Source organism: Candidatus Marinarcus aquaticus (genome assembly GCF_004116335.1).
Lineage (GTDB): Bacteria > Campylobacterota > Campylobacteria > Campylobacterales > Arcobacteraceae > Marinarcus > Marinarcus aquaticus.
Window position 1 is genome coordinate 166,995 of record NZ_PDKN01000002.1, and the last position, 22,956, is coordinate 189,950.

The following is a 22,956-nucleotide window of genomic DNA, read 5'->3' on the forward strand; positions in this document are numbered from 1 at the left end:
AGAAACGTTCAATTACAACTGAGGTCCAGCTGCAGTGAAATCAAATTCACTCTCTAATGTAAGATATTTTTTGAAGTTTTCAATATACATTGCTGCAAGTTTCTTAGCATTTTCATCATACTCTGCTTTATTTTCCCATGTATTTCTAGGGTTTAATACAGCAGTGTCAACACCTGATAATGTTTTTGGCATCGCAAGGTTGAAGTATGGCAGTGTTTCAAACTCAGAATCATTGATAGAACCATCTAAAATAGCATTGATACAAGCTCGTGTATTTTTAATACTCATTCTGCTACCAACACCGTATGCTCCACCAGTCCATCCCGTGTTTACTAAGAATACATTAACATTGTGTTTGTCAATCTTTTGCCCCAGTAAATCAGCATAAATGGTTGGGTGAAGTGGTAAGAATGCTTCTCCAAAACAAGAACTGAATGTTGCAACAGGCTCAGTAATACCTCGCTCAGTTCCTGCAACTTTTGCAGTATAACCACTTAAGAAGTAGTACATTGCTTGCTCTTTTGAGAGTTTCGATACAGGAGGTAAAACACCAAAAGCATCGGCACTTAAGAAGATGATATTTTTAGGGTGATTCCCCATCATATCAGGTGTATGGTTTTCAATGTGGTCAATTGGGTATGAGACACGAGTGTTTTCAGTTTTAGAACCATCTGTGAAGTCAACGTTTCCATTTTCATCGGCAATAACGTTTTCTAAAATGGCACCTTTTTTAATGGCACCAAAAATCTCTGGTTCACTTGATTTATCAAGGTTAATAACTTTTGCATAACAACCCCCTTCGAAGTTGAAAATACCATTATCATCCCACCCATGTTCATCATCTCCAATTAATGCTCGGTTTGGATCGGTTGAAAGGGTTGTTTTACCTGTTCCTGAAAGTCCAAAGAATAAGGCAGTATCCCCATCTTTTCCAATATTAGCTGAACAGTGCATAGAGAGTTTTCCTTCTAAAGGAAGCCAGTAGTTCATCATAGAAAAAATTCCTTTTTTCATCTCACCAGCATACCACGTACCACCAATGATTGAAGTGTTTTTCTCTACATTAAATACCACGAAAACTTCAGAGTGCAGTCCATGACTCACATAAGACATATCGACTGTTTTACATGCATTGTAAACTGTAAATTGAGGTTCAAAGTTCTCTAATTCCTCTTTTGAAGGAACAATAAACATATTTTGAATAAAGTTTGCTTGCCATGCAACTTCTGTAATAAATCGAACTGAACGTCTTGAGTCTAAACTTGCACCACAGTATACATCTGTGACATATAAATCTTTATTGCTGAGTTGTTTTTTTGCAGTGGCTTCTAAGTCGTCATAGACCTTTGCATCAACTGCTCGGTTAACATCACCCCAAGAGATGTGTTTATTTGAAGGGTCTTGGTTTACGAAAAATTTATCTTTAGGACTTCTCCCCGTGAAGATTCCTGTGTCAATCATCAATGCGCCACTTGAAGAGAGCTTCGCCCCTTCATTTTTAATGGCATGTTCCCTTAAGGTGTCAATATCTAAGTTTCTATAAACTGTTCCTACGTTTTCTAAACCAAGAGCGTCTTTAATATCAGACATATGTATATTTCCTATTTATTATTTATTTAAAAATTGATAAAAGTACACCGGCGGCAACGGCTGAACCAATTACTCCGGCAACATTTGGACCCATCGCATGCATTAATAATACATTTGATCGATCATATTCTTGACCAACTTTACTCACAACTCGCGCCGCCATTGGTACAGCTGATACACCAGCAGCTCCAATGAGTGGATTCACTTTGTTCTCTTCTGAAGAGAATTTGTTCATAATTTTAGCCATAATAACTCCTGCAGCTGTCCCAGCAGCAAAAGCAATTAATCCAATAACCATAATTCCTAATGTTTCTAAAACAAGGAATTTATCTGCAGCCAACTTCGAACCAACCCCTAAACCTAGGAAGATTGTAACGATGTTGATTAATGAATTTTGCATTGTATCAGAAAGTCTCTCAACAACTCCTGATTGTTTTAAGAAATTTCCAAATGCAAATGCACCAATCAGTGGTGTTGACTCAGGTAAGAACATGATGGCTAACATTAAAATCAAAATAGGCAAGAAAAGGTTCTCTAACTTGTGTACCTTTCTGAGTTTTCCCATTTTGATTTTTCGTTCAGCTTCTGTTGTTAAAGCTTTCATAATCGGTGGTTGAATTACAGGTACCAACGCCATATATGAATACGCAGCAACGGCAATAGCTCCAAGCATCTCTGGTGCAAGTCTGTTTGCAATAAAGATTGATGTTGGTCCATCAGCCCCACCAATGATTGAAATTGCAGATGCAGTTTGCAAGTCAAATCCAAGTGCAACGGCACCTACAAGTGATCCAAAGATACCAAACTGTGCAGCTCCACCTAATATGGCAGCTTTTGGATTGGCTAAAAGTGGGGTAAAGTCCGTCATAGCTCCAACACCCATAAAAATAAGCAGTGGGAAGAACTCGTTTGCAATTCCCATGTTATAAATGATCCCCAACATTCCATGTTCTCCACCCATGTGTGCTAATGGAATGTTTGCTAATAAACCACCAAATGCGATTGGTAATAATAATAAAGGTTCAAACCCTTTTGCAATGGCAAGATAAAAAAGAACAAACACAATAATGATCATAATGACCCGTCCCCAAGTTTGTTCAAATGTTGTCATTGGCCGTGCATGCTCTGGATTTGGTTCTGATGTCATTACATCATCACTTGGATTTAAAATGGCGTTAATCCCAGTGGTTTCATAAAATGATGACATCAACTGTGTGATTGATTTAGGCTTGTACTCATGTACTACTTCAGTTTCTGCTTCATGCGCAGTTGCAGCTGCGTCACTGGCAAAAACATTCGTAGTAAACAGAGCAAAGAAGACCAATAGCACTGATAGTATTACTTTTTTATTCATAAAATTCTCTCCAAACTGTAATGAATTTACAAGTTATTAGCTAATTGTAGCTATTGTTTGACCTTCTTCAACTGCTTCATTTGCTGAAACGGTGATTGATGCAATTTTACCAGCAACAGGTGCTTCAACATCAATTTCCATTTTCATCGCTTCTAAAATAGCAACAACTTGACCTTTTTCAACAGTGTCTCCCACTTTAACTAACAGTTTCCATACGTTTCCAGCAACCGTTGCAGGAACTTCTGCTCCTCCAGCACTTGGTGCAGCAGCTGGTGCAGTACTTGCAGCAGGTGTTACTTGAATATCCGCATTTCCTTCAGCAACAGTTACGTTAAATTTTTGTCCATCAACGACTACAGTGTAGTTTCCAGTAGCATTACTCATAGCTTTATCTTCTCCTAATTTACAATCTTTGTTATCTTCACATACCAAATCAGCTTCATCCACTTTTCTTACATTTAAAGGTCCATCCCCTTTTAAGAAGGTAATCCCTTTTTCATCACAAGCTGCTGCAATAAAGATGTTCTCTTCAGTTGCCTCAATACCTTCTTCTTTAAGTCTGTTTTCCCAGAATGCCATTGTTTTTCTTTCATCTCTGTCAGCAATGTCAAGAGGGTTCTCTTTAGTAGGTTCAAGTTTAAGTTTTTCACTTGCAAGTTTTACGATTTCTGGATCTGGCTCAACGGGAGTTTTACCAAAATATCCAAGTACCATTTTCCCATAACCTGGTGCAATTTGTTTCCATGGACCAAACATAACGTTTGCATATGCTTGTTGCCAATAGAATTGAGATACAGGAGTTACAGAGGTACCAAAACCACCTCTCTCAACCACTTCTCTCATTGCTTTGATTACTTCTGGAAATTTATGTAAAGTGTTGTTGTCTCTCATCATTTGCGTGTTTGCAGTCAACGCACCACCTGGCATAGGTGAGAATGGGATAAGAGGTGAAACTTGAGTTGCCTCAGGTGGCATAAAGTAGTCTTTTAATTGGTCTCTTAAAACTTCTTCATACTTCAATACTTTTTCAATGTCTAAACCACCTAAGTCGTAGTTTTTACCTTTTACAGCATGCAACATTGTTAAAATATCTGGTTGTGATGTTCCTCCAGATACAGGACTTGCAGCTAGGTCAATACCATCTGCACCTGCTTCTAAAGCAGCTAAATAACACGCCACAGAAACACCTGCTGTTTCATGTGTGTGCAGTCTGATATGCATATCTTCACCCACAAGTTTTCGAGCCATTTGAATGGTCTCATATACTTTTTGAGGAGAAGATGTACCTGACGCATCTTTAAAACAGAGTGAATCAAAAGGTACACCACTGTCTAAAATTTGACGTAAAGTTTGCTCATAGAAAGGAACATCGTGTGCTCCTTCACATCCTGGAGGTAGATCCATAAGTGTTACTACCACTTCATGGTTTAAACCATACTTTTTAATACACTCAGCACTGTACTCTAAATTTTGTACATCATTGAGTGCATCAAAGTTTCGAATAGTTGTCACACCATGTTTTGCAAACATTTTTGCATGCATGTCTACAAGTTCTCTTGAACCCGTATCCAACATTACAGTGTTAATTCCTCTGGCTAATGTTTGAAGATTAGCTTCAGGTCCAACGATTTCTCTGAATCGATCCATCATTTCAAATGCATTTTCTCTTAAATAGAAGAAAAGTGATTGGAAACGTGCTCCACCTCCAAATTCGAAGTGAGTGATACCTGCTTCTTTTGCAGCTTCAACAGCTGGAAAGAAATCATCCATAAGTACTCTACCACCAAAAACAGATTGAAATCCATCTCGGAAGGTGGTATCCATTACATCAATATATTTCTTTGACATTTACATTAACCTTTTAGATTGTTGTGATGTTGAATAACTGCGGCGATAGCAGCTACTTTTTTTGCAGTTTCATCAGATGCGTGAGTTTGAGGTTGCACCTTTTTAGGGGGTTGTTTCTCTTTGACAGGGAAAAACTTGTTAATCAGCACTGCTTGTGCCTTTAACGCGTAAATCATGATGATAAGAAAGGCAAAGACGACGCCCATTCCCAACATCATAAACTTTAAAGCCTCGACGACTAAATTTACTTCCATATTACTCTCCGTGGTTACCACTGTAATTTGTAGGAAGCATTTTAATAAAAGTAACCTTTAGTAAAATTGATATAAAAGGTATTATTGAGTGAAATTTTGAAACTTTTGAAATTGTTGCAAAAAGTTAAAAAATCTTGTCCCCAATTCTGTAAATCATGTTGTCTATTTTATAAACCATTGACATAAAATAGTTGTTCATTTTTATAATTTTTGCGCTCATTTGTTATCCTTTTGGAAATAATATGACAAATTTTAATAAAAAATTTAAAAGTACTTGAAAAATATTGCAAAATGTAATATAATTATTTAAAGGAGTTTTTATGTTAGTTGTAAGTGAAATTATTGAGCGATTAAAAGATGTTTTAAGTACAGATGGAAAAAAAGGAAAAGTTTTTGATAAAGATGTGGCTGAAGCACTTGGTCTTTCCCAAGTCAATTTTGCGACCATGAAAAACAGAAGTAAAATACCGTTTTCCAATGTTTTAGACTTCTGCGCATTGAAAAAAATCTCTATTAACTGGTTACTGTATAATCAAAATCCAAATTCATTGCTTGATTCAACGGATAAGTACTGGATTAAGTACTATCCAAGTGTGAATGTCAGTGCGGGAGGAGGAGCCTATGAAGATGAAGACAGTTATGAACCTTTAGAGGTGCCAGCTTATTTTACAGCCATGCTAGGTGGTGAAAAAAATCTTAAGAATATTGAAGCGATTAATGTAGTAGGGGACTCTATGGAACCCACACTGAATTCAGATAATATTATCTTTTTAGATTCGACCAAAAAAGATTTCTCAAAAGAGGGTATTTATGCCTTTACGACAGTTCATGGTCTGTTTGTAAAACGAATACAAAGAAGAATAGATGGAAAGCTTGATATTATTTCAGATAACAGTGAGTACCCAAAACAAGTAGTTGCAACCAATGAGATACAAATATTAGGAAAAGTGATTGGTTCGTTTGGAAGTGTTTATTAAAGAAGCGGTTGTGTGGAGTTGTTATTTGAAAAAAGCAACTCTACATGCTTTTTTTGAAACCCTACAATATAAGCTGCGTTGAAACTGTTGTATTGCAGTGTTTTATAAATCTCATCAAGTTCTTGTACAACAAAATTTGTAATGCCATCAATGGTCATTTCTTCTTTTGAAATAAGAATGGTTTTTGCATACTTATACTTCTCTTTTATATAATATATCTCTTTATGCAGTTGTGATTCATCTTCTTGAACTAAGATGAATTTATCACTTCGTCCATACTCTGTCATATTAAAATATTTATCAATAAAAATAGGTTTAAAGAGTTCAAATTTTTTGAGTCGATTTAAATCTACACTTTTATTAAAAAAGTAGTAGACCTTTAAAAATTCATTGAGATAAAGGCTTGAGATTCTTAATTTTGAAAAGAAGTCATTCAGATAACTGAATGATGTCTCAAACAGTGAGTGTTCAATAAGGTTATTAATCACAAAGTTTCTGTCATTGAAATTTTCATTTTTAGGATAAATGGCATCTAAGAGTGTTTGGTCCATACAAAATAGAGTGTCATGATTTTCAAGTATATTTAAAAGTTTAATGTTTTGTGAAACATTGTTTGAAATAAACTTGATATGATTATGGTGTGATGTTTTAAAGAGTTTGAGCATTTCATAACTGATTTGATTACTGTAAAATGCTTGTAGTTCAAATTGACTCAGAACATAACGTATGTATCGAATAATGGCTTTGTTTAAATCATCCACTTTTATCCATGCAACTTCATTGTCCAATACTTTGTGGTCGTTCTCTACCACTATTGCAAAAGCACCATTTTTAAGTGCCGTTGGAATGTCTTCAGGGCAAAGTGCAAAAAAAAGATCTCCTTCACTTACTTTTTGAGCACGACTTTTGATGTTGTAAACAGAAGTGATGGCAGGAGAGTTGAGCAACTCTCCTTGTATAATGTCTGTAAGTGATGAAATTTGCACGTTAGCTTATTTTTGTACCAATAGTTTTTGGTTTTTCAGGTCGAATAAGGTTTAACCCATTTTCATCTTTGGCTGCTAGAAGCATTCCTTCACTGAGCATTCCCATAAGTTTAGCTGGTTTTAGGTTTGCAACCACACATGCTTGTGTTCCTATTAACTCTTGGGCAGTATAGAACTCTTTAATTCCTGCAAGGATTTGTCGATTTTTCCCTTCACCTAAATCAACTTGTAACTTTAATAGTTTTTTAGATTTAGGTACTTCTTCAGCCTCTACAATCGTTCCAATTTTTAAAGATGTTTCAAAGAACTTGTCAATGGTAATAAGGTTGTCTTCATCTTTTTTTTCTTCTTTTTGAGTTTTTTTCTCTTTGGCTTCAAGTTCTGTTTGGTTTTGCGTTACATCTGCTGGTGCTGCTTGTTGCAGTAACATCTCTTCAATTCGTGGAAAGAGTTGTTCAATTTTTGTGATGGTTGTTGATTGAACTAAGTTTTTATTGACAATCAAGTTGGTATAACTTGTTGTATCAATCGCAATACCTAAACATTTTGCTACTTCTTTGATCTTTTCTGGCATGACTGAATCTAAAAGTAGAGCAACTTTAGCAACAATGTTGGTAATAAGTGCTACCAATGCCATTGCTTCATCCTCTTTACCCTCTTTCATTTTTGCCCAAGGTTCATAATCTCCAATGGCTTTGTTCGCAATGGTTAACACTTTCCAAATTTCTTCTAAGTATCGGTTGAGTTGCATGTTATAGATGTACTCTTCTACATTACCTAAAATGGCGTTGACTTCATCCAACTCTTTTTGATGATATTTTGCCACATCTTTTGATGTGATTTTAAAATCAAAATATTTTCCACTCATTCCCATGATTCTGTTTAGAAGGTTTCCTAAATCATTTCCTAAATCAGAGTTGATTCTGTCCATTAAAGCTTTTTGTGAGAAGTCTCCATCTTGTCCAAAAGGTACCTCTCTTAACATGAAGTATCGAAATGCATCTAATCCATATGCATCTGCTACTTCTTTTGGATTAACGACATTTCCTTTTGATTTTGACATCTTTTCACCATCTCGTGTCCACCAACCATGAGCTGCAATATGTTTTGGCAAAGGTAAATCCAAACTCATTAAAAACGCTGGCCAATAAATTGAGTGGAAACGTAAAATATCTTTTCCTACTAAATGAATGCTTGCAGGCCATCGGTGCATGTTCTCTTCTGTTGTTCCATATCCCAATGCAGTGATATAGTTCATCAAAGCATCCAACCACACGTACATAACATGTTTTGGTTCATTGACCGATTCAGGTAGTTTTACACCCCAGTCAAAAGAGGTTCGTGAGATGGATAAATCTTTAAGTCCACCTTTTACAAAGTTGATGATTTCATTTTTTTTAGCTCGTGGTAAAATACAATCTTCATTCTCTTCATACCATTTAATTAAAGCATCTTCATATTTTGAGAGTTTAAAGAAAAAGCTCTCTTCTTTTACAATATGAGTAGGCTTTCCACAATCAGGACAGAATTCACCATCAATGAGCTGTTTTTCTGTAAAGAAGGTTTCACACGATACGCAATAGTATCCCTCGTAATCTCCTTTATAGATATCCCCTTTGGCATACATTTTTTCAAACGCTTTTTGAACACCTGTTTTATGCTCTTCATCTGTTGTTCGAATGAATTTATCATATGAGATATCAAAGTCATCCCACAGGGCTTTGAATTTCCCACTGACTTCATCTGCGTACTCTTTAGGAGTTTTTCCTCTGGCTTCTGCACTTTGAGCAATCTTTTGACCGTGTTCATCCGTTCCTGTTAATAAAAACGTGTTGGCACCTGTTAATCTTGAATATCTTGCTAACATATCTGCAATGATGGTTGTATACGCATGCCCAATATGAGCAACATCATTCACATAATAAATTGGAGTAGTTATATAGACATTCTTGCAAGCATTTTCCATTGTTTACCTTTAATTAAAATTCAAAGCCACCGCCAGAACCTTTGTTCATAGATTCATAGACGGCAACCACATACTGTTTTCTTTTTTCGCAATCAAAAAATTCACTGCAAGTTTCACAACCGGGTAAATTTTTTGATGTTTGACACTCTTTAAGGAGTTTCAACTCGTTCTCGAGTTTAAGTTCCCACTCATCAATCTCAATGACTTCACTATTTTTCATTGGCTTTATAGACTTCTTTTACTCGGTTAATCTCTTCGTTTGAACCAAAAAAACAAGGTGATGTATCATGAATGTGCGTTGTAGCAATATTAAGTACACGATCAAAGCCATCAATGGCTTGTCCACCTGCTTTTTCAAATACAAAGGCAAAAGGAAAGACCTCAAAGAGTTGTCGAAGTTTCCCTTTAGGACGATCTGTTGTCCCTGGATAAGAGAAAAGTCCGCCTCCTTTTAACAGAATTTGGTGCAAGTCTGGAACCATTCCTCCAGAGTATCGTAAGCGATATCCATCATTGAAAATATCATCAATGAGTTGTTTATGGTAGGGTGCCCAACAATTTTGTGTTGAACCCGGTGCATTGAGTTTTCCTTTTTCATTCAGTTTTATATTTTGGATGAATTTAAACTCTCCATTTAAAAGTCGATACATTTTAACGTCTGTTTGTGCGACAACCATCTCTACTCTTGGTCCAAACACTACATAAACTGAAGCAATCAAATTTTTACCAGTAAATTCGTCTTCATAAATTCCAAAGATTGAACCCACCGATAAATTCACATCTACAAGTGATGAACCATCTAATGGATCATATGCAATTAAGTATTGACCATCTTGGTGTAAAGGCACAACGGCTTCTTGCTCTTCAGATACGATTTGTTTGATACTTGGAACTTTTGAAAAAATGGATTCAATGATTTTATCGCTTTGAATATCCAGTTTAAGTTGAGTATCACCTGTTGAGTTTTCAAGCTCACTCTTTCCCGTATCTCCGGTTTCAATGAGGTGTTTTATCTCTATGGCACTTTGTTTAATGGCTTCAAAAATCTCTATCATTTTACTCTCTTTGCATTGTTTTCTATCCATTCAATCACTTCTTCAGGATTGTTTAAATCCAGTTGAGTAATCGTTGATGGAATATCTTCTTTATTGATGCTTTCATCACAAGCGATGGCATCAGTGACTTCAAAATAGGTTTCATCTAAACTGTTTCTAAAAACGGAGACTCGTGGAAGAGGCAAGGTTTTTAACCCTTCAACCAGCAGATAATCAAACTCTTTAAACAGTTCAATGAGCTCTTCAATGGTGGATGTGGATTGTTTAAACAGTGTGGTTCGTGTAGGGCTGACAACAGCTACATTGGCACCTGTTTGAGAGAATTTATGTGAATCTTTTCCCTCTTTATCAAAGAGTGCTTTATCTTTAGGGTCGTGTTTCACAATACAGACTTTATATCCTCTGTCTTGTAAAATATTGGAGACTTTCACAACCAAAGTTGTTTTTCCACTGTTGGAAGGCCCACTAAAAGCAACGGCAAGTTGTTTGTATGTTGTCTGTACATCTTTATTCATAGGGGGATTTTACCTAAATGATGGTTAAAGTATCTTTAGTGTACAATACGTGACTTATTAATTGTTAAAGGGCTTGAATGAAAAAAACTTTTTTTCTTTTTACTTTGGTTATCTCATTTATATTTACAGGTTGCACTGAACATTTAGCAACACGATATTTTGACAAAAGTTCCCTTTATTCAAGTGCATTACAATACACAAAAAAAGCCGATATTGTGTATGAAGATGAAGTAAAAGTTATGATGAATGTAACGTATTTGAACGCTGTCAATAAGATGTGGGACGATGAGTTTGAAAATTTTATCATTGGTATTTACATTGTTGATAATACGAAACAAGAGATTGATAACTCTTTAGAAGATTTAAGTTTTTTCTTGTCTTTAAATGGTCGTAACTATGTCTCTCTTGAAAAGTTGACACCTGAACATGTGATGTATAATAACCTTCCATTGATGAATCAATGGGCGAGTTATTATGTGGTGAAGTTTGACCAAGATGAAAACGATAAAGGAACACTCAAAGCCAACTATTATGATACTTCTGATTTTAATAACTCTGAAGAAATTAAGTTTACCAATAACGATATCTTAACATTGAAGCTCAATCACACTACTTATGGTGAGACTTCTTTATCGTTTGAATTAAGGTAGAAAACACCGTTTTATTTTTGGGATTGAGATGGTTATAGTAGATAAAATAGTTTGCTAAAACTTTCTTCCCATATTTTCTGCTCTCATCAACTGGAACCAACTCCATGCTTAAATAAGGTTCATACTCTTTTTTGTCCAAATCAAAAATATCTGTTTTAAGCATTTGTTGTGTAAACCCAATACCTCCATTATAGGCATAGGCAATAAAAAGTGGGTGAGAGAGATGTTCTTCTAAATAGTTCAGATGTTCATTGGCGTATGTGATACTGATTTTAGGATTAAGTTGTGCGTAGATGTTGAACGATTCTTTGCTTTTTTGCGAGAGATGTTTGGCTAAAAAAGGCATGATTTGCATCACTCCCAGTGCATATGAAGGGGAAATGGCACTTGCTATTAAGTGGCTTTCCTGTTTGGCTAATGCATAAATAAGCGCTTTGCGTTGAGTGGATTGTTCTTTTAAGAAGCTTTCATATGGCGTAATAAAATAGTGTTTCTGATACTTATTGTATTTTTCATAAATATAGGCCAAATTGGGTTTTGAATACTCTTGCGTAAAGAGATGTTCGTATTTTTTAATATCATAATTTGTTGTCAGTTCATTTTTTATTTTTTGCCATAAAAATGGATTGGTGACATCAAAACTGCTTTTTTCATCAAGTTGCTTAATATCATACTCTATATTTGTAAAGACTTCTTTGAATTGCTCTTTTGCAAAGAGGGTATAGATATTAATATCGTTGCTCTTATTGAGTGTTTCAAGATAGGATTTATCTTTGGTTGTTTGATAGAGCCAAAAATTGATTTTGTCTTTTTCAAATCGTAAATAATTCTTTTGTGATGCCGCTTTAAAATAATTGATTGCCAATTCATTGTGGTTGTGTCTTAACGCATTGATGCCCAAATAAAAGAGTGAATCGGAGGTTAATATATCTGCTTTAAACTCTTTTAAAAGTGATGTTTGCAAATTGGATAACTCAAGGTTGGTTACTATAATTTTAATGGTTTGATTAAATTTTGTATCTATTTGCAACTGTTCAAGTCTGTTTTTAGGAAGTTTATAGTTAAAATAGTGTTTTATATAGGCTGCACCCACTTGATTAAAAACATCGAAAAAGCCTTCATTGTGGCTTGCAATGAGTTTTGTAAAAGGAAGTGGAGAATTTAAAATTAACAGTGTGGCGGCTTTTTGGGGATATTTTTCTTTTAATTTTTCATAGAGCTCTTTTTTTTGTATGTAAGTCAAAGTAGTCATTTCATAGGTCGACAGACCAGCAGCAATACAATCGGCATTCGTTTGAATGAGTTCTTTTGTGGACGCTTGTAGACACTGTACTACAGCATAAGTCTCGTCATGTTGCAATTTTTTTGCATAAGCAAAGAAAAGCTTATAGTTCATGTTATGAATCAACTCTAATGCTTCAATGGCTTGTGTAGGAGTGATTTCTTGGTTGAGAAACTGTAAGATATAAAAATCTCTGGCAAATGATTTGGGTTGCTCTTGAAGCCAAGCCAGATTGATTTGTGAACTGTAAAGGTTTGAAAGCAAAAGTGTAAGCATGAAAAGCTTACTAAGCAGAGAACTTTTCATCTTACACTCTTTATATTTAAAGCATACCAGCAAAAATTCTGGCTAAAAAGGTCTCTAAAAATATAAGAATAAAGATAATAATCAGTGGTGCTAAATCAATACCACCGACCACTGTTGGAATAAATCGTCGAACCAGTGCATAGGCAGGTTGTGTTAATCGATCTAACATCTGTACAATTGGATTATATGGATCTGGTCTGACCCAACTTAATATGGCTGAGATAATAATAACCCAGTAATAGAGTTTTATTATCCCCAGAACAACGACAGCAACTGAGCTTATAAGTGCATCAATCATTTTACAATTTCTCCTAAATAGTTTTTAATAAAAGGATAGACTTCATCAAGTGAAGGTCCTGATTCATTTCCTGTTAATATATAGCAAAGTGACGCTGTTGAATCATTAAGGTCAAATTGAGTCTCTTGTTTTAAATAGTTTAAAAGGGCATCAAAGTTCTCAAAGTAGGGTGCTTTTTCAAGTGCCTCTTTTAAAACAGGAAACTCGTCTTTAAATTTTTTAATTGGTTTTTTAGGTGCAAATATGGCATCCATTTTCGCCTTGATTTCTTTAATTGTAGAGCAATTATTTAAATAGAGTTTTGAAAGTTTTCCTATATCTTCATCGGCAAAACCAATGATTTTGGACAGACGCATATTTCCCATAGTTTCAATATGTTGTTTATTGATCTCTTTTAATTTGTTTATATCAAATGTGAGATTCTCTTTGGATAAAGAATTAATATCAAACCATTCAAGAGCTTCTTCCAGTGTAAAAATCTCTTTAGGTGCATTGCTCCCTAACAGCACAAGATAGTTTGCAATGGCTGCAGGTAAAAAACCTTCATCGATTAAGTATTTGACACTGTTGGCTTCTTTTATATCACAACTAATGTCCGCGCAGTGTGTATAAGCAATCACTTTATTGTACCCTAATGCTTTTTGAATATGAATCTGTCGAGTTGTGTTCAGCAGGTGCTTTGAAGAGCGAATAATGGTTGAAATATCATAAAGCATATCATCAACGGCACAAGCATAATTATATGTCGGTGTTTTATCATGTTTCAAAATAATAAAGGCATCTATTTCATCAGGTGTATGGTTTACACTCCCTTGAAGCGAGTCTGAAAATTCAATATTTTCAGTTGGTTTTTGCATTCTGATTGTAAAAGGAGCATTGACATTTAAAACCGTTTCATCGCTTAGCGTTGCACAAAAACCATCATATGAGTAAAGTGTGTTCTTTTGTTGAGCTTCTTCTTTGAGTTCATCGAGTTTCTCTTGTGAACAAAAACATGAAAAAGCTTTTTTTTGCATCAAAAGTTGCATCGCCATTTTTTGATGATATTTTAAGTTCTCACTTTGAAAAATAACACGTGAATGACCAATTGAAAAAAGGGTAAGAAGTTCTTGTATCTCTTTTTCACAGTTTTCAATGTTGAGCTCTTTATCTGTATCATCTATACGAAGAACCAACTCTTCTTTGTGTTGTTGAGCGACAATATAGTTTAAAAGAGCAATTCGAAGACTGTTGATACTTAATGGTTCAGTTGGACTTACGGCAAATCTAAACACACTACTTCCTTACAATCGAAAATGAGAGTTGTTCGATTTCTTGGTGTGATTTGATGAAGTTATTGAGTTCTTCAAGCTCCACTTTTTCGATTTTTTTAAGTTCAAGTTCAGCAAAGTTTGCACCCAAACCTCTATAATAGTAGGTAAATGCACGGTTCAGTCTTTGACTGAGTGTTTCAGTTCTTAATGGTTCGCTTCCAAGCAAGAATTTTTTTGCACTATCTAACTCTTTTTGTGTCACTCCCTTTTTCACAAACTCATTGACCAACTCTTGTACGAGTTCTTGAGCCTCTTTTGCACTCTCTAGTTTGGTTTGTAAATAACCAGTAAAGTAGGTGTGTGATTTATTCACTGAGATATACCCATATGCACTATAAGCTAAACCACGTTTCACACGAATCTCCTCCATAAGACGGCTACCAAAACCACTTCCACCTAGGATAAATGAAGCCACTTTTGCTAAATAGGTGTGTTGGTCTTGTGAGGTCATAAAGAATGGACTGGCAAAATAGATATAGGCTTGTTCTGTCTCTTTGATCTCCTCTTTAACTTGAGCTTTGCTTGTGATTGAAATGGTTTCAAGTTCCTCATTTTTTCCTTTTGGAAGATTTGTAAGAAGTTTTTTGATTTGTTTTTCTAACTCTTCAAACGTAATCTCACCGCCTGCAACGACAATTAAGTTATTTAACGTCAATGCATTATCTAAAAAAGCTTTGATATCTTTGACTTTAATATTTGCAATAGACTCAATGGTTCCACTTGAAGGGTTTTCAAGAGCTGTATCTTTAAAAATAAGCTTTTTGAGGTTATTTTTTGCAACATAATCGTAGTCATTCTCTTTACGTTTCAAAACACCCATTTGTGTTGTTTTAATTTTATCAAGAACGTTTTTATCATAATTAGGTGAAGCCAACAAATCTTTTAAAAGTTTTAAGCCTGTTGTATATTCACTTTTTAAGCTCGCTAATTCAATCACAAAGGTTTCAAACCCATTGGATGCACTTAAAGAAATTGCACGGTTTTCAAGCTTTTGGGCAAACTTTACGCTTCCTAGCTCTTTTGTTCCTTCGTTTAAAAGTTTTGCACTGATATTGGCAAGTCCTGGTTTTGTTTTATCTTGTATATAACCTGAGTTTTTAAATACAAGTTGCATATTAAATGTCGGCAGTGAGTTCTCTTGCTCAAAAATAACGGGTATTTCAACACCACTTATTGTAACATGCTTAATTGTAGCACTCATTAAAAATCCTTGTGTACATAGTGTAATGAATAAAAGATTAAAAAGTAAGCGTGATAGCTTAGTCATTTTAAAACCTTTCTAGTATTTCGTAGGCAGTATTTCGTTTAGCAGGGTTTTCCCCCACATCTTTGATGAGTTGTATCATTTCATCTTGATTCATGCAGTTTGTAGCTCCTGCAGCAGCTACTACATTCTCTTCCATCATGGTACTTCCTAAGTCATTGGCACCAAATTTAAGAGCCATTTGACCAATATAACTTCCTTGAGTAACCCATGAACTTTGAATATTTTTAAAATTGTCTAAAAAGAGTCGTGCAACGGCAAGCAGTCTGAGATATCGATTTGAAGATTGTGGTTTTAAATCGGGTATTTCTTGAAGCAGTTTGGTGTTGGCACTTTGAAATGACCACATGATAAAGGCTCTAAAACCACCCGTTCTGTCTTGAAGTTCTCTGATTTTATCCCAATGTTCAATGATCTCTTCATCGGTTTCAACGGTACCAAACATCATGGTTGCAGTTGTTTTCATATCAATTTTGTGAGCAGCTTCATGGACATCCAACCACTTTTGAGCATCCAGTTTTTTAGGTGCGACAATATCTCGTACTCGATCACTTAATATTTCAGCTCCAGCTCCAGGAATAGAACTTAACCCTTTTGCTTGAAGTCGTGTCAAAACTTCATTATAAGTAAGTTTAGAAACCTTTGCAATATAATCAATCTCAATAGCTGAAAAAGAGTGCAGTGTGATTTGTGGAAAATTTGTATGAATGTGTTCAACTAAATCTTCATAAAAATCAATTTTTAATTTAGGGTGAACACCCCCTTGCATTAAAATTTGAGTTCCACCAATGGCTAAAAGCTCTTCAATTTTTTGATCAATTTCTTCATAGGATAAAATATAGGCATCATCGTCTCGTCCATGTCTGTAAAAAGCGCAGAATTTACAATCTACAAAACAGACATTGGTATAGTTTATGTTTCTATCAACCACAAAAGTAGTGGTTTTAGTAGGATGCAGTTGAAGTTTTTTTTCAAATGCCAACTCTCCCAGTTCTAAAAGAGGCATATTTTGAATTAAATCAAGTGCCTCCTCTTTCGTCAATCTCTTCTCTAAATCAATCATTAAAAGCTGGTTCCTAAACTAAATTCAAAGGTTGATGTTTTATCTCCTGATTCATCATCAATTGGTTGAGCAAAGATAAATTGCAGTGGACCAAATGGTGAGACCCACTCAATAAGGGCACCTGTACCACTTCGTTTAATATCATTAAATGAATCTTCCCCAATCATACCGTAATCATAAAAAAGACCCCATCGCATTTTTGCAGAAGGCACCAATGGGAAACTCAATTCAAAACCATTGGTGAACATTTTTGTGTATGGGTCATCATTGACATTTTCATCATAATCTGGACCAAATGCATATGATTCATATCCTCTGAGTGATTTTGGTCCCCCTAAATAGAATGAACTTCCGTATGGAACCATACCGTTATCTTCAATGATTTTAAGATTGGCTCTATATCTGAATACAGCATCCCAATCTAACCAGTTTTCAAGCGAGTAGAAGTATTTAAAGTACGTTGAACTCTCAATGTATTTTGCATCTCCCCCTACACCTGCAAACTCTAAAGAGGTTCCTGCTTTAATACCATTTCTTGGAAAATAGTAATCATCTGTTGAGTTGTAATTAATATAAGGTGTAATAGAGCTTAAAAGGTAATCTTCATCTTCTCTCATAAAATTAGATGGATTGGCTTTATTGGAAGCATAATCGTCTTCATAATCAAACTCTTCTTCAATGTTCTCTAGTTTATATGTTAACCCTGCATAAAAGTTTCGTGTGAGTTCTTTTCCTACACTGATAGAAAATCCCGTTGTTTTTTTATCCAGATCATACTCTCCATAATCATTGTCGTGTTCAATATCGAGTGTTCGATTATAAATACTGAAACTTCCATTGTAACTGCTGTCATTAATTGCTGGGTTTGCTAAAGAGAGTTCAAAGTTATCTCTTTTATCTGAAGTATCAATAGAGAAACCTAAGTTAAGACCTGAACCAAAGATATTTCTGTCTTGAATTGAGGCATTTACAATGAAACCATCATATGAACCAAATCCACCACCAAGTATGAGTTGACCCGTTGGCATCTCTTTCACTTTGACAATTAAGTCCATTTTATCTTCAGAAATTCTTTTTTGATCAATCGTTACGTCTTCAAAGAAACCTTGACGTTTTAATTTACTGATAGAGTCTTTATAGTCTGTTAAGCTGTATAAATCCCCATGAGCCAAATAGACATTTCTTCTTATAACTCGGTCTAATGTTTTGGTGTTTCCAGAGATATAAACATCATTGATGTATACTTTTTTACCTGGAATGACAGAATAAACGATACTGGCTTTTTTATTTTCAGTGTCTTTTTTAATATCAAATTGTACTTGAGTATAAGCATACCCCAAATCGGCAATTTGTGTTTTAATATACTCCACATCTTTTCGAAGCTTCTTCATATTAAACACATCGTCTTTTTCAAGTTGAAGTTTTGGGTAAAGGCTTGCTGGGTCCATAATAGAAGCATCCAAATAGATGATTACATCATCCACACTGTATTGTACCCCTTCTTCAATAAAAAAGTCCAGTTTTGCTTGGTTCGCTGCAAAGTCTACTTTCATAAAAGGTGGTTTTACTTTGGAGTCCAAGAATCCATGTTCAAAATAGAGTTCGTTGATTCGCATGTTCTCATAAGGGAGTTGATCTACCATTACTTCCCCACTGTTTTGTCCAAACCACCAAGAGACAAAGTCTTCTTCTCTGTTCGCTGTTACGGGTTCGAAATCATCTTCATCTAAATAAGTAGCTCCATTATAGTTTACTTTTTTGATGATAATTTCATCCCCTTTGTTTACATCTACTGTAACTGCAACGGAATCATCATTGAGTTTATCAATAGTGATTTCAACGACTGAGTTGACGTACCCTTCTCGTTGAAGTTCTGTTAAGAGTTGCTCTTTGGCATTTTGGATTTTTGCTTTTGTGTACATGGTTCCTTTTGAGAGACCAATTCGTTTTAGCACTTCATCAATATCTTCTTGTCGTGACTTATAACCGTTCATTTCTGCATTTGCAATGGATGGTTTTTCTGTAAAAATAAATTCTAAGATTCCTTTGTTGTCGTTTACTCTGATGTCATCAAAATAGCCGAATCGATAAAATTTCTTAATGGCTTCATTTACTTTATCAACGTCTAGCTCATCACCTTCTTTAATATCAATCGTTTCTAGGGCAATTTTTGGAGAAACTTTTGATAGGTTTTTAAACTCAATTTTTTGAATTGTTTGGGCTCCAAGTATCGAAGCTAGCGCAATAGATATAAAAGCGACACTTTTTTTCACAGTTATCCTTAGTATTGTAGTTATAAAATAAAGTAGCTAATATAACTAAATAAACTTTATAGGATGGTTAAGATATAATATTTTGAAATTTAATAGATTATTTAAAGGTTTACAGTGAATATAGGAATTATTGGATTGGGTTTAATGGGAGGATCGATTGCTAAAGCAGTAAAAAAATACTCCATTGCAAAAAATGTATACGGTTACGTGAGCAGAGAATCAACTAAAAAAGAGGTTTTAGAATTAGGTTTGGTTGATGAAATAATGGATTTAGATGCATTAAAAGAGCAATCGGATGTGATTATTTTGGCCATTCCAGTTGATGCAATCATTGAGATGTTCCCACAATTTTTAGATATATCAAAAAATACAACCATCATTGATTTGGGTTCAACCAAAGAGTTTATTATTGAAAATGTACCAGAGAGTATCAGGGAGCAGTTTATTGCAGCACACCCTATGACTGGAACAGAAAAATCTGGACCAAAAGCAGCAATTGATGAGTTGTATGAAGGTAAAACGGTTGTTTTATGTAATTTAGAAAAGAATGAAAACATACATGTCAATAAAGCTTTTAGGATTTTTCAAGGCATTGGTATGCGTATTGTGGTTATGGATGCAAAAGACCATGATATTCATGCGTGTTATATGTCACATCTGCCTCATGCCATCTCTTTTTCATTAGCCAATACGGTCATGGGACATGAAGATCCAAAATCAATCATTGCCTTAGCTGCGGGTGGTTTTAAAGATATGAGTCGTATTGCTAAATCAAGCCCCGATATGTGGACCGATATTTTCAAACAAAACAAAAAAAACTTACTCAGTTCCATTGAAGTGTTTGAAAAACAGATGCAAATGGTGAAAACAATGGTTGAAAATGATGATTATGAGCAATTAAAAAAGTGGATGATAAAGGCAAATTCTCTACACGAAATACTCTAACCAAAGGATAGGACATGCGTTATCTCATATTGATTTTTTTTTGTGTACTTCAGCTGAGTGCTAATGCGTATTGGACCATTGATGAATATGTTGAAAAAAATCCTGAACAAAAGTATTACATGCAACATTTCAATAAAATGGTTCAAGGTAACGCAGTTCCTTTAACACAAACACACAAAAAAGTTAAAATTGCCTTGTTGTATCCGGGTAATCAAATTACAGATTATTGGAAACGAAGTCAAACCTCGTTTGAAGCACGTTTACAAGAGTTACATGTGAATTATGAAGTTATTCCTGTTTTTGTAGATGAGAATGATGTGAAAACAATGCAACAAAAATTGAAAGAGCTATTGGCTTTAAAGAGTGATTATCTGGTTTTTACACTCAATATTGATGGGCATAAAAAACTCATTTCACAACTTATTACCAATAAAAAACCAAAACTGATTTTGCAAAATATTACGACACCATTGAAACAATGGGGTGATACGCAACCTTTTATGTATGTTGGATTTGACCATGTAGAGGGTACAAAATTGTTAGCTAAGTATTATGCAAAAACACTTCCTAAACATTCTAATTATTTGATGTTGTATCATAACGAAGGGTACATCTCTCAGATGCGAGGCGACAGTTTTATTCATATTTTTAAAGATGATTACACTCTTAAAGGTGCTTATTACACTTATGTGAAGAAAGAGTTGGCAAAACGAATAGTCAAAGAGTATTCAGGACTTGATAACATAAGTTTTATTTACAACTGTTCAACGGACATTGCTGTGGGTGCGAGTGAAGCTTTAGAAGAATTGGGCATGAAAGAAAAAATCATGATCAATGGTTGGGGTGGTGGAAGCTTAGAGCTTCAGATGATTCAAGAAGGAAAACTTGACGTTACGGCGATGCGAATGAATGATGACAATGGTGTAGCTATGGCTGAAGCAATTAAGCTTGATATTATGAACAAAAGCGTTCCTACCATTTATTCAGGGCAGTTTGAGTTGGTGGATAAAAACAGTACCAAAGAGGAAATAGAATCATTCAAACAGCGAGCATTTAGGTACAGTCATTGAAAAATCTTAAAATAAGTATTAAAACACTTTTTGTATTTTTAACACTTTTTACGGTCTCAATTATCATACTATTGACATATACGTTTTCAAAACGGGGGCTTAATGAACTTTTTATCAGTGAGTCAAAAAAGTATTTTGAACAAAGTATTCGCCTTTCTCAAACCATATTTGATTACGAAATTGAAAAAATACTTTCGGTTGTTAACTCCATTTTTTTATCTGCAAATGAACTGCAAGCGATAAAAGAGGGCAACACAGAGTTTTTAGAAAATCAACTTAATAAATCAATTGTAAAATCATTAGATTTTATGGCTGTCATTCCTTCAAAAAAAGATGACATTGCATTGGCTGGATTTTTTTTATATGACATCACTCCTTTGGTTCATGAACTTAAACGTGTTAAAACCTCTTCCTCTAAAAAGCATTTGATTAAAGTAAAAAGCAATGATCAGACATTGGTTTTTATTGTCATTACTAAAGGAATTGTTGATCCTAAAACAGGTGAAGTTATTGGTCTGTTTGCAGGTGGAGTTGAACTAAAAAACAACCTCAAGCTTTTAAATGATATTAAAAAAAATACCAAATTAGAAAAAATCATGTTGTTGTATAATGATGATTTGATTTTAGAAGATAATGAGTATGGTAATGGCTTCGCTTCCATTGAACGTTTTGGAGCAATTGAACATTTCGCTGATGACATGGATAAATTGGGATATAGAGCTGCTTTATATTTTGATGAACAAGAGAGTAGATTGAATATCAAAATGATTTTACAAAATGATGCATTAGAAAGCATCAAAAGAATCATCAAACGAGATTTACTGATCATCTCTATTTTTACACTTCTTGTGGTTATGTTATTTATTTATTTAATTAATCAACTGTTGATACGACCTATTGAGAGTCTGAAAATCTATGCCAAAGAGTTTTTTGAAAACAGTAACAGTGAACAAAAGGAACTCTCACTGAAAATTGTAGAGTATCAAGAACTTGCAAACTATTTAAAGAAACTATTTAAAGAGCTGTATAACAATCAACAAAAGCTTTTAAAAGCTAAAGAGAAGATGAGTAAAGATTATAAACTCATTCAAGAACTCAACGATAATTTAGAGATGAAAGTTGCCCAAAAAACGCGTGAATTGCAAGATTTAAATGAAAACTTGACACAAAAAGTGGGATTGGAAGTAGAGAATAACCGTAAAAAAGATCAACAAATGATGCAACAAGCACGTTATGCCGCATTAGGTGAAATGATTGCCAATATTGCTCACCAATGGCGACAGCCCTTGTGTGCCATCACTGCAGCAATCAGTGCGATTAAACTGCAAAAAGATTTGAAAATGCTTAATGATGAAACGTTTGAATACTATTATAACATGATGCTTAATAATACTGATTTTTTATCTGAAACCATCAATACGTTTAGAAGTTTCTTTAAAAATGATTTAGAAAAAAAACCCTTTAACCTGGTCAAATCAATGGAAGACACACTTATGATTATCTCTTCTACATTTAAAGACAACAATATTGAAATTGTTACGGATTTTAATCAAAGAGATTTGATGGTTTTAGGAAGCAGTACGGAGCTTTCACAAGTATTTATAAATATACTTAATAATGCAAAAGATGTGATGCTGGATAAAAAAGACCAAGAGCGAAAAGTTTTCATACGTTCAATGCAAATAGAGGATGAAAACATCATTTTTATCATAGATAATGGGGGTGGAATCCCTGAAGAGATCATTCAAAAAGTATTTGACCCATATTTTACAACCAAACATCAAAGTCAAGGTACGGGAATAGGTTTATATATGAGCAAAGAGATTGTTGAAAGAAAGTTTAATGGTCTTTTAAGTGTACAAAATACGCACTTTAAACATGGAACACAAACATTTATGGGAGCATGTTTTCGAATTGCTTTGCCTGTTATAAAAGAGAAAGCGTAAA

The 22,956-nt window shown here is 34.6% G+C and carries 20 protein-coding genes; 5 read left to right on the plus strand and 15 right to left on the minus strand.

All coding sequences use genetic code 11. The features are described 5' to 3' along the window. Positions 1 to 12 precede the first annotated feature (12 nt). From pckA to CRV04_RS03585, 4 genes are read right to left on the minus strand one after another with little or no spacing between them, the layout of a single operon-like run. Positions 13 to 1,590, minus strand: coding sequence for a phosphoenolpyruvate carboxykinase (ATP) (gene pckA / locus CRV04_RS03570; RefSeq protein WP_128995441.1), 1,578 nt, complete (start codon positions 1,588 to 1,590; stop codon positions 13 to 15). Positions 1,591 to 1,612: 22 nt separating this feature from the next. After that, positions 1,613 to 2,944 (minus strand): sodium ion-translocating decarboxylase subunit beta, encoded by a 1,332-nt coding sequence (locus tag CRV04_RS03575; protein ID WP_128995442.1) that lies wholly within the window; start codon positions 2,942 to 2,944, stop codon positions 1,613 to 1,615. 36 nt (positions 2,945 to 2,980) lie between these two features. After that, positions 2,981 to 4,792, minus strand: coding sequence for a biotin/lipoyl-containing protein (locus CRV04_RS03580; RefSeq protein ID WP_128995443.1), 1,812 nt, complete (start codon positions 4,790 to 4,792; stop codon positions 2,981 to 2,983). 5 nt (positions 4,793 to 4,797) lie between these two features. Beyond that, the gene (locus CRV04_RS03585) at positions 4,798 to 5,046 is read right to left on the minus strand and encodes an OadG family protein (RefSeq protein WP_128995444.1); all 249 of its coding nucleotides are present in this window, start codon (positions 5,044 to 5,046) and stop codon (positions 4,798 to 4,800) included. A 320-nt stretch (positions 5,047 to 5,366) separates the two neighbouring features. Here CRV04_RS03585 and CRV04_RS03590 point away from each other — a divergent pair, with 320 nt between their 5' ends. Further along, positions 5,367 to 6,023, plus strand: coding sequence for a S24 family peptidase (locus tag CRV04_RS03590; protein ID WP_128995445.1), 657 nt, complete (start codon positions 5,367 to 5,369; stop codon positions 6,021 to 6,023). Here CRV04_RS03590 and CRV04_RS03595 read toward each other — a convergent pair. Genes CRV04_RS03595 through mobB form a run of 5 tightly spaced genes read right to left on the minus strand, consistent with a single transcriptional unit; the run spans position 6,020 to position 10,545 of the window. Then, complete coding sequence (locus CRV04_RS03595; protein ID WP_128995446.1) at positions 6,020 to 7,009, minus strand: peptidoglycan synthetase; 990 nt, start codon at positions 7,007 to 7,009, stop codon at positions 6,020 to 6,022. The genes CRV04_RS03590 and CRV04_RS03595 overlap by 4 nt on opposite strands. 1 nt (position 7,010) lies before the next feature. Continuing rightward, positions 7,011 to 8,975 carry a methionine--tRNA ligase gene (metG, locus tag CRV04_RS03600; protein WP_128995447.1) on the minus strand — a complete coding sequence of 655 codons (1,965 nt, stop codon included), beginning with the start codon at positions 8,973 to 8,975 and terminating at the stop codon, positions 7,011 to 7,013. 13 nt (positions 8,976 to 8,988) lie between these two features. Continuing rightward, positions 8,989 to 9,195 (minus strand): hypothetical protein, encoded by a 207-nt coding sequence (locus tag CRV04_RS03605; RefSeq protein ID WP_128995448.1) that lies wholly within the window; start codon positions 9,193 to 9,195, stop codon positions 8,989 to 8,991. Continuing rightward, positions 9,185 to 10,030, minus strand: coding sequence for a class 1 fructose-bisphosphatase (locus CRV04_RS03610; protein WP_128995449.1), 846 nt, complete (start codon positions 10,028 to 10,030; stop codon positions 9,185 to 9,187). The genes CRV04_RS03605 and CRV04_RS03610 overlap by 11 nt, the downstream gene beginning before the upstream one ends. Then, positions 10,027 to 10,545 (minus strand): molybdopterin-guanine dinucleotide biosynthesis protein B, encoded by a 519-nt coding sequence (gene mobB / locus CRV04_RS03615; RefSeq protein ID WP_128995450.1) that lies wholly within the window; start codon positions 10,543 to 10,545, stop codon positions 10,027 to 10,029. Before mobB ends, CRV04_RS03610 begins: the two co-directional genes overlap by 4 nt. 77 nt (positions 10,546 to 10,622) lie before the next feature. Between mobB and CRV04_RS03620 the strand changes: the two genes are divergently transcribed. After that, on the plus strand, positions 10,623 to 11,195 hold the full coding sequence (locus CRV04_RS03620) for a hypothetical protein (protein WP_128995451.1): 573 nt from the start codon (positions 10,623 to 10,625) through the stop codon (positions 11,193 to 11,195). On the opposite strand, the gene CRV04_RS03625 is transcribed toward CRV04_RS03620, so the two are convergent. The 6 genes from CRV04_RS03625 to bamA all read right to left on the minus strand — a co-directional run bounded on the left by CRV04_RS03625 (position 11,155) and on the right by bamA (position 18,994). Then, positions 11,155 to 12,783 (minus strand): lytic transglycosylase domain-containing protein, encoded by a 1,629-nt coding sequence (locus tag CRV04_RS03625; protein WP_128995452.1) that lies wholly within the window; start codon positions 12,781 to 12,783, stop codon positions 11,155 to 11,157. The genes CRV04_RS03620 and CRV04_RS03625 overlap by 41 nt on opposite strands. A gap of 16 nt (positions 12,784 to 12,799) precedes the next feature. Next, complete coding sequence (locus CRV04_RS03630; protein WP_128995453.1) at positions 12,800 to 13,081, minus strand: YggT family protein; 282 nt, start codon at positions 13,079 to 13,081, stop codon at positions 12,800 to 12,802. Continuing rightward, a complete protein-coding gene (gene gltX, locus CRV04_RS03635) occupies positions 13,078 to 14,355 on the minus strand; it encodes a glutamate--tRNA ligase (protein WP_128995454.1) in 1,278 nt (425 codons plus the stop codon). The genes CRV04_RS03630 and gltX overlap by 4 nt, the downstream gene beginning before the upstream one ends. Position 14,356: 1 nt before the next feature. Beyond that, the gene (locus CRV04_RS03640; protein WP_128995455.1) at positions 14,357 to 15,595 is read right to left on the minus strand and encodes a M16 family metallopeptidase; all 1,239 of its coding nucleotides are present in this window, start codon (positions 15,593 to 15,595) and stop codon (positions 14,357 to 14,359) included. A gap of 67 nt (positions 15,596 to 15,662) precedes the next feature. Continuing rightward, positions 15,663 to 16,721, minus strand: coding sequence for a dehypoxanthine futalosine cyclase (locus CRV04_RS03645; RefSeq protein ID WP_128995456.1), 1,059 nt, complete (start codon positions 16,719 to 16,721; stop codon positions 15,663 to 15,665). Next, the gene (gene bamA, locus CRV04_RS03650; protein WP_128995457.1) at positions 16,721 to 18,994 is read right to left on the minus strand and encodes an outer membrane protein assembly factor BamA; all 2,274 of its coding nucleotides are present in this window, start codon (positions 18,992 to 18,994) and stop codon (positions 16,721 to 16,723) included. The genes CRV04_RS03645 and bamA overlap by 1 nt, the downstream gene beginning before the upstream one ends. Positions 18,995 to 19,108: 114 nt before the next feature. On the opposite strand from bamA, the gene CRV04_RS03655 reads away from it, so the two are divergent. From CRV04_RS03655 to CRV04_RS03665, 3 genes are read left to right on the plus strand one after another with little or no spacing between them, the layout of a single operon-like run. Beyond that, positions 19,109 to 19,939 carry a prephenate dehydrogenase gene (locus CRV04_RS03655; protein ID WP_128995458.1) on the plus strand — a complete coding sequence of 277 codons (831 nt, stop codon included), beginning with the start codon at positions 19,109 to 19,111 and terminating at the stop codon, positions 19,937 to 19,939. 14 nt (positions 19,940 to 19,953) lie between these two features. Then, positions 19,954 to 21,009, plus strand: a complete 1,056-nt coding sequence (locus CRV04_RS03660) for a substrate-binding domain-containing protein (RefSeq protein WP_128995459.1) — start codon at positions 19,954 to 19,956, stop codon at positions 21,007 to 21,009. Then, positions 21,006 to 22,955, plus strand: a complete 1,950-nt coding sequence (locus CRV04_RS03665; RefSeq protein ID WP_128995460.1) for an ATP-binding protein — start codon at positions 21,006 to 21,008, stop codon at positions 22,953 to 22,955. Before CRV04_RS03660 ends, CRV04_RS03665 begins: the two co-directional genes overlap by 4 nt. Position 22,956 lies beyond the last annotated feature (1 nt).

Coding starts and splice junctions, on each gene's coding strand:
- metG (WP_128995447.1), bottom strand. CDS start 8,975: ATGGAAAATGCTTGCAAGAATGTCTATATAACTACTCCAATTTATTAT.
- CRV04_RS03620 (WP_128995451.1), top strand. CDS start 10,623: ATGAAAAAAACTTTTTTTCTTTTTACTTTGGTTATCTCATTTATATTT.
- CRV04_RS03605 (WP_128995448.1), bottom strand. CDS start 9,195: ATGAAAAATAGTGAAGTCATTGAGATTGATGAGTGGGAACTTAAACTC.
- CRV04_RS03640 (WP_128995455.1), bottom strand. CDS start 15,595: ATGAGTGCTACAATTAAGCATGTTACAATAAGTGGTGTTGAAATACCC.
- CRV04_RS03575 (WP_128995442.1), bottom strand. CDS start 2,944: ATGAATAAAAAAGTAATACTATCAGTGCTATTGGTCTTCTTTGCTCTG.
- CRV04_RS03630 (WP_128995453.1), bottom strand. CDS start 13,081: ATGATTGATGCACTTATAAGCTCAGTTGCTGTCGTTGTTCTGGGGATA.
- CRV04_RS03590 (WP_128995445.1), top strand. CDS start 5,367: ATGTTAGTTGTAAGTGAAATTATTGAGCGATTAAAAGATGTTTTAAGT.
- mobB (WP_128995450.1), bottom strand. CDS start 10,545: ATGAATAAAGATGTACAGACAACATACAAACAACTTGCCGTTGCTTTT.
- pckA (WP_128995441.1), bottom strand. CDS start 1,590: ATGTCTGATATTAAAGACGCTCTTGGTTTAGAAAACGTAGGAACAGTT.
- CRV04_RS03625 (WP_128995452.1), bottom strand. CDS start 12,783: ATGAAAAGTTCTCTGCTTAGTAAGCTTTTCATGCTTACACTTTTGCTT.
- CRV04_RS03660 (WP_128995459.1), top strand. CDS start 19,954: ATGCGTTATCTCATATTGATTTTTTTTTGTGTACTTCAGCTGAGTGCT.
- CRV04_RS03580 (WP_128995443.1), bottom strand. CDS start 4,792: ATGTCAAAGAAATATATTGATGTAATGGATACCACCTTCCGAGATGGA.
- CRV04_RS03610 (WP_128995449.1), bottom strand. CDS start 10,030: ATGATAGAGATTTTTGAAGCCATTAAACAAAGTGCCATAGAGATAAAA.
- CRV04_RS03585 (WP_128995444.1), bottom strand. CDS start 5,046: ATGGAAGTAAATTTAGTCGTCGAGGCTTTAAAGTTTATGATGTTGGGA.
- CRV04_RS03645 (WP_128995456.1), bottom strand. CDS start 16,721: ATGATTGATTTAGAGAAGAGATTGACGAAAGAGGAGGCACTTGATTTA.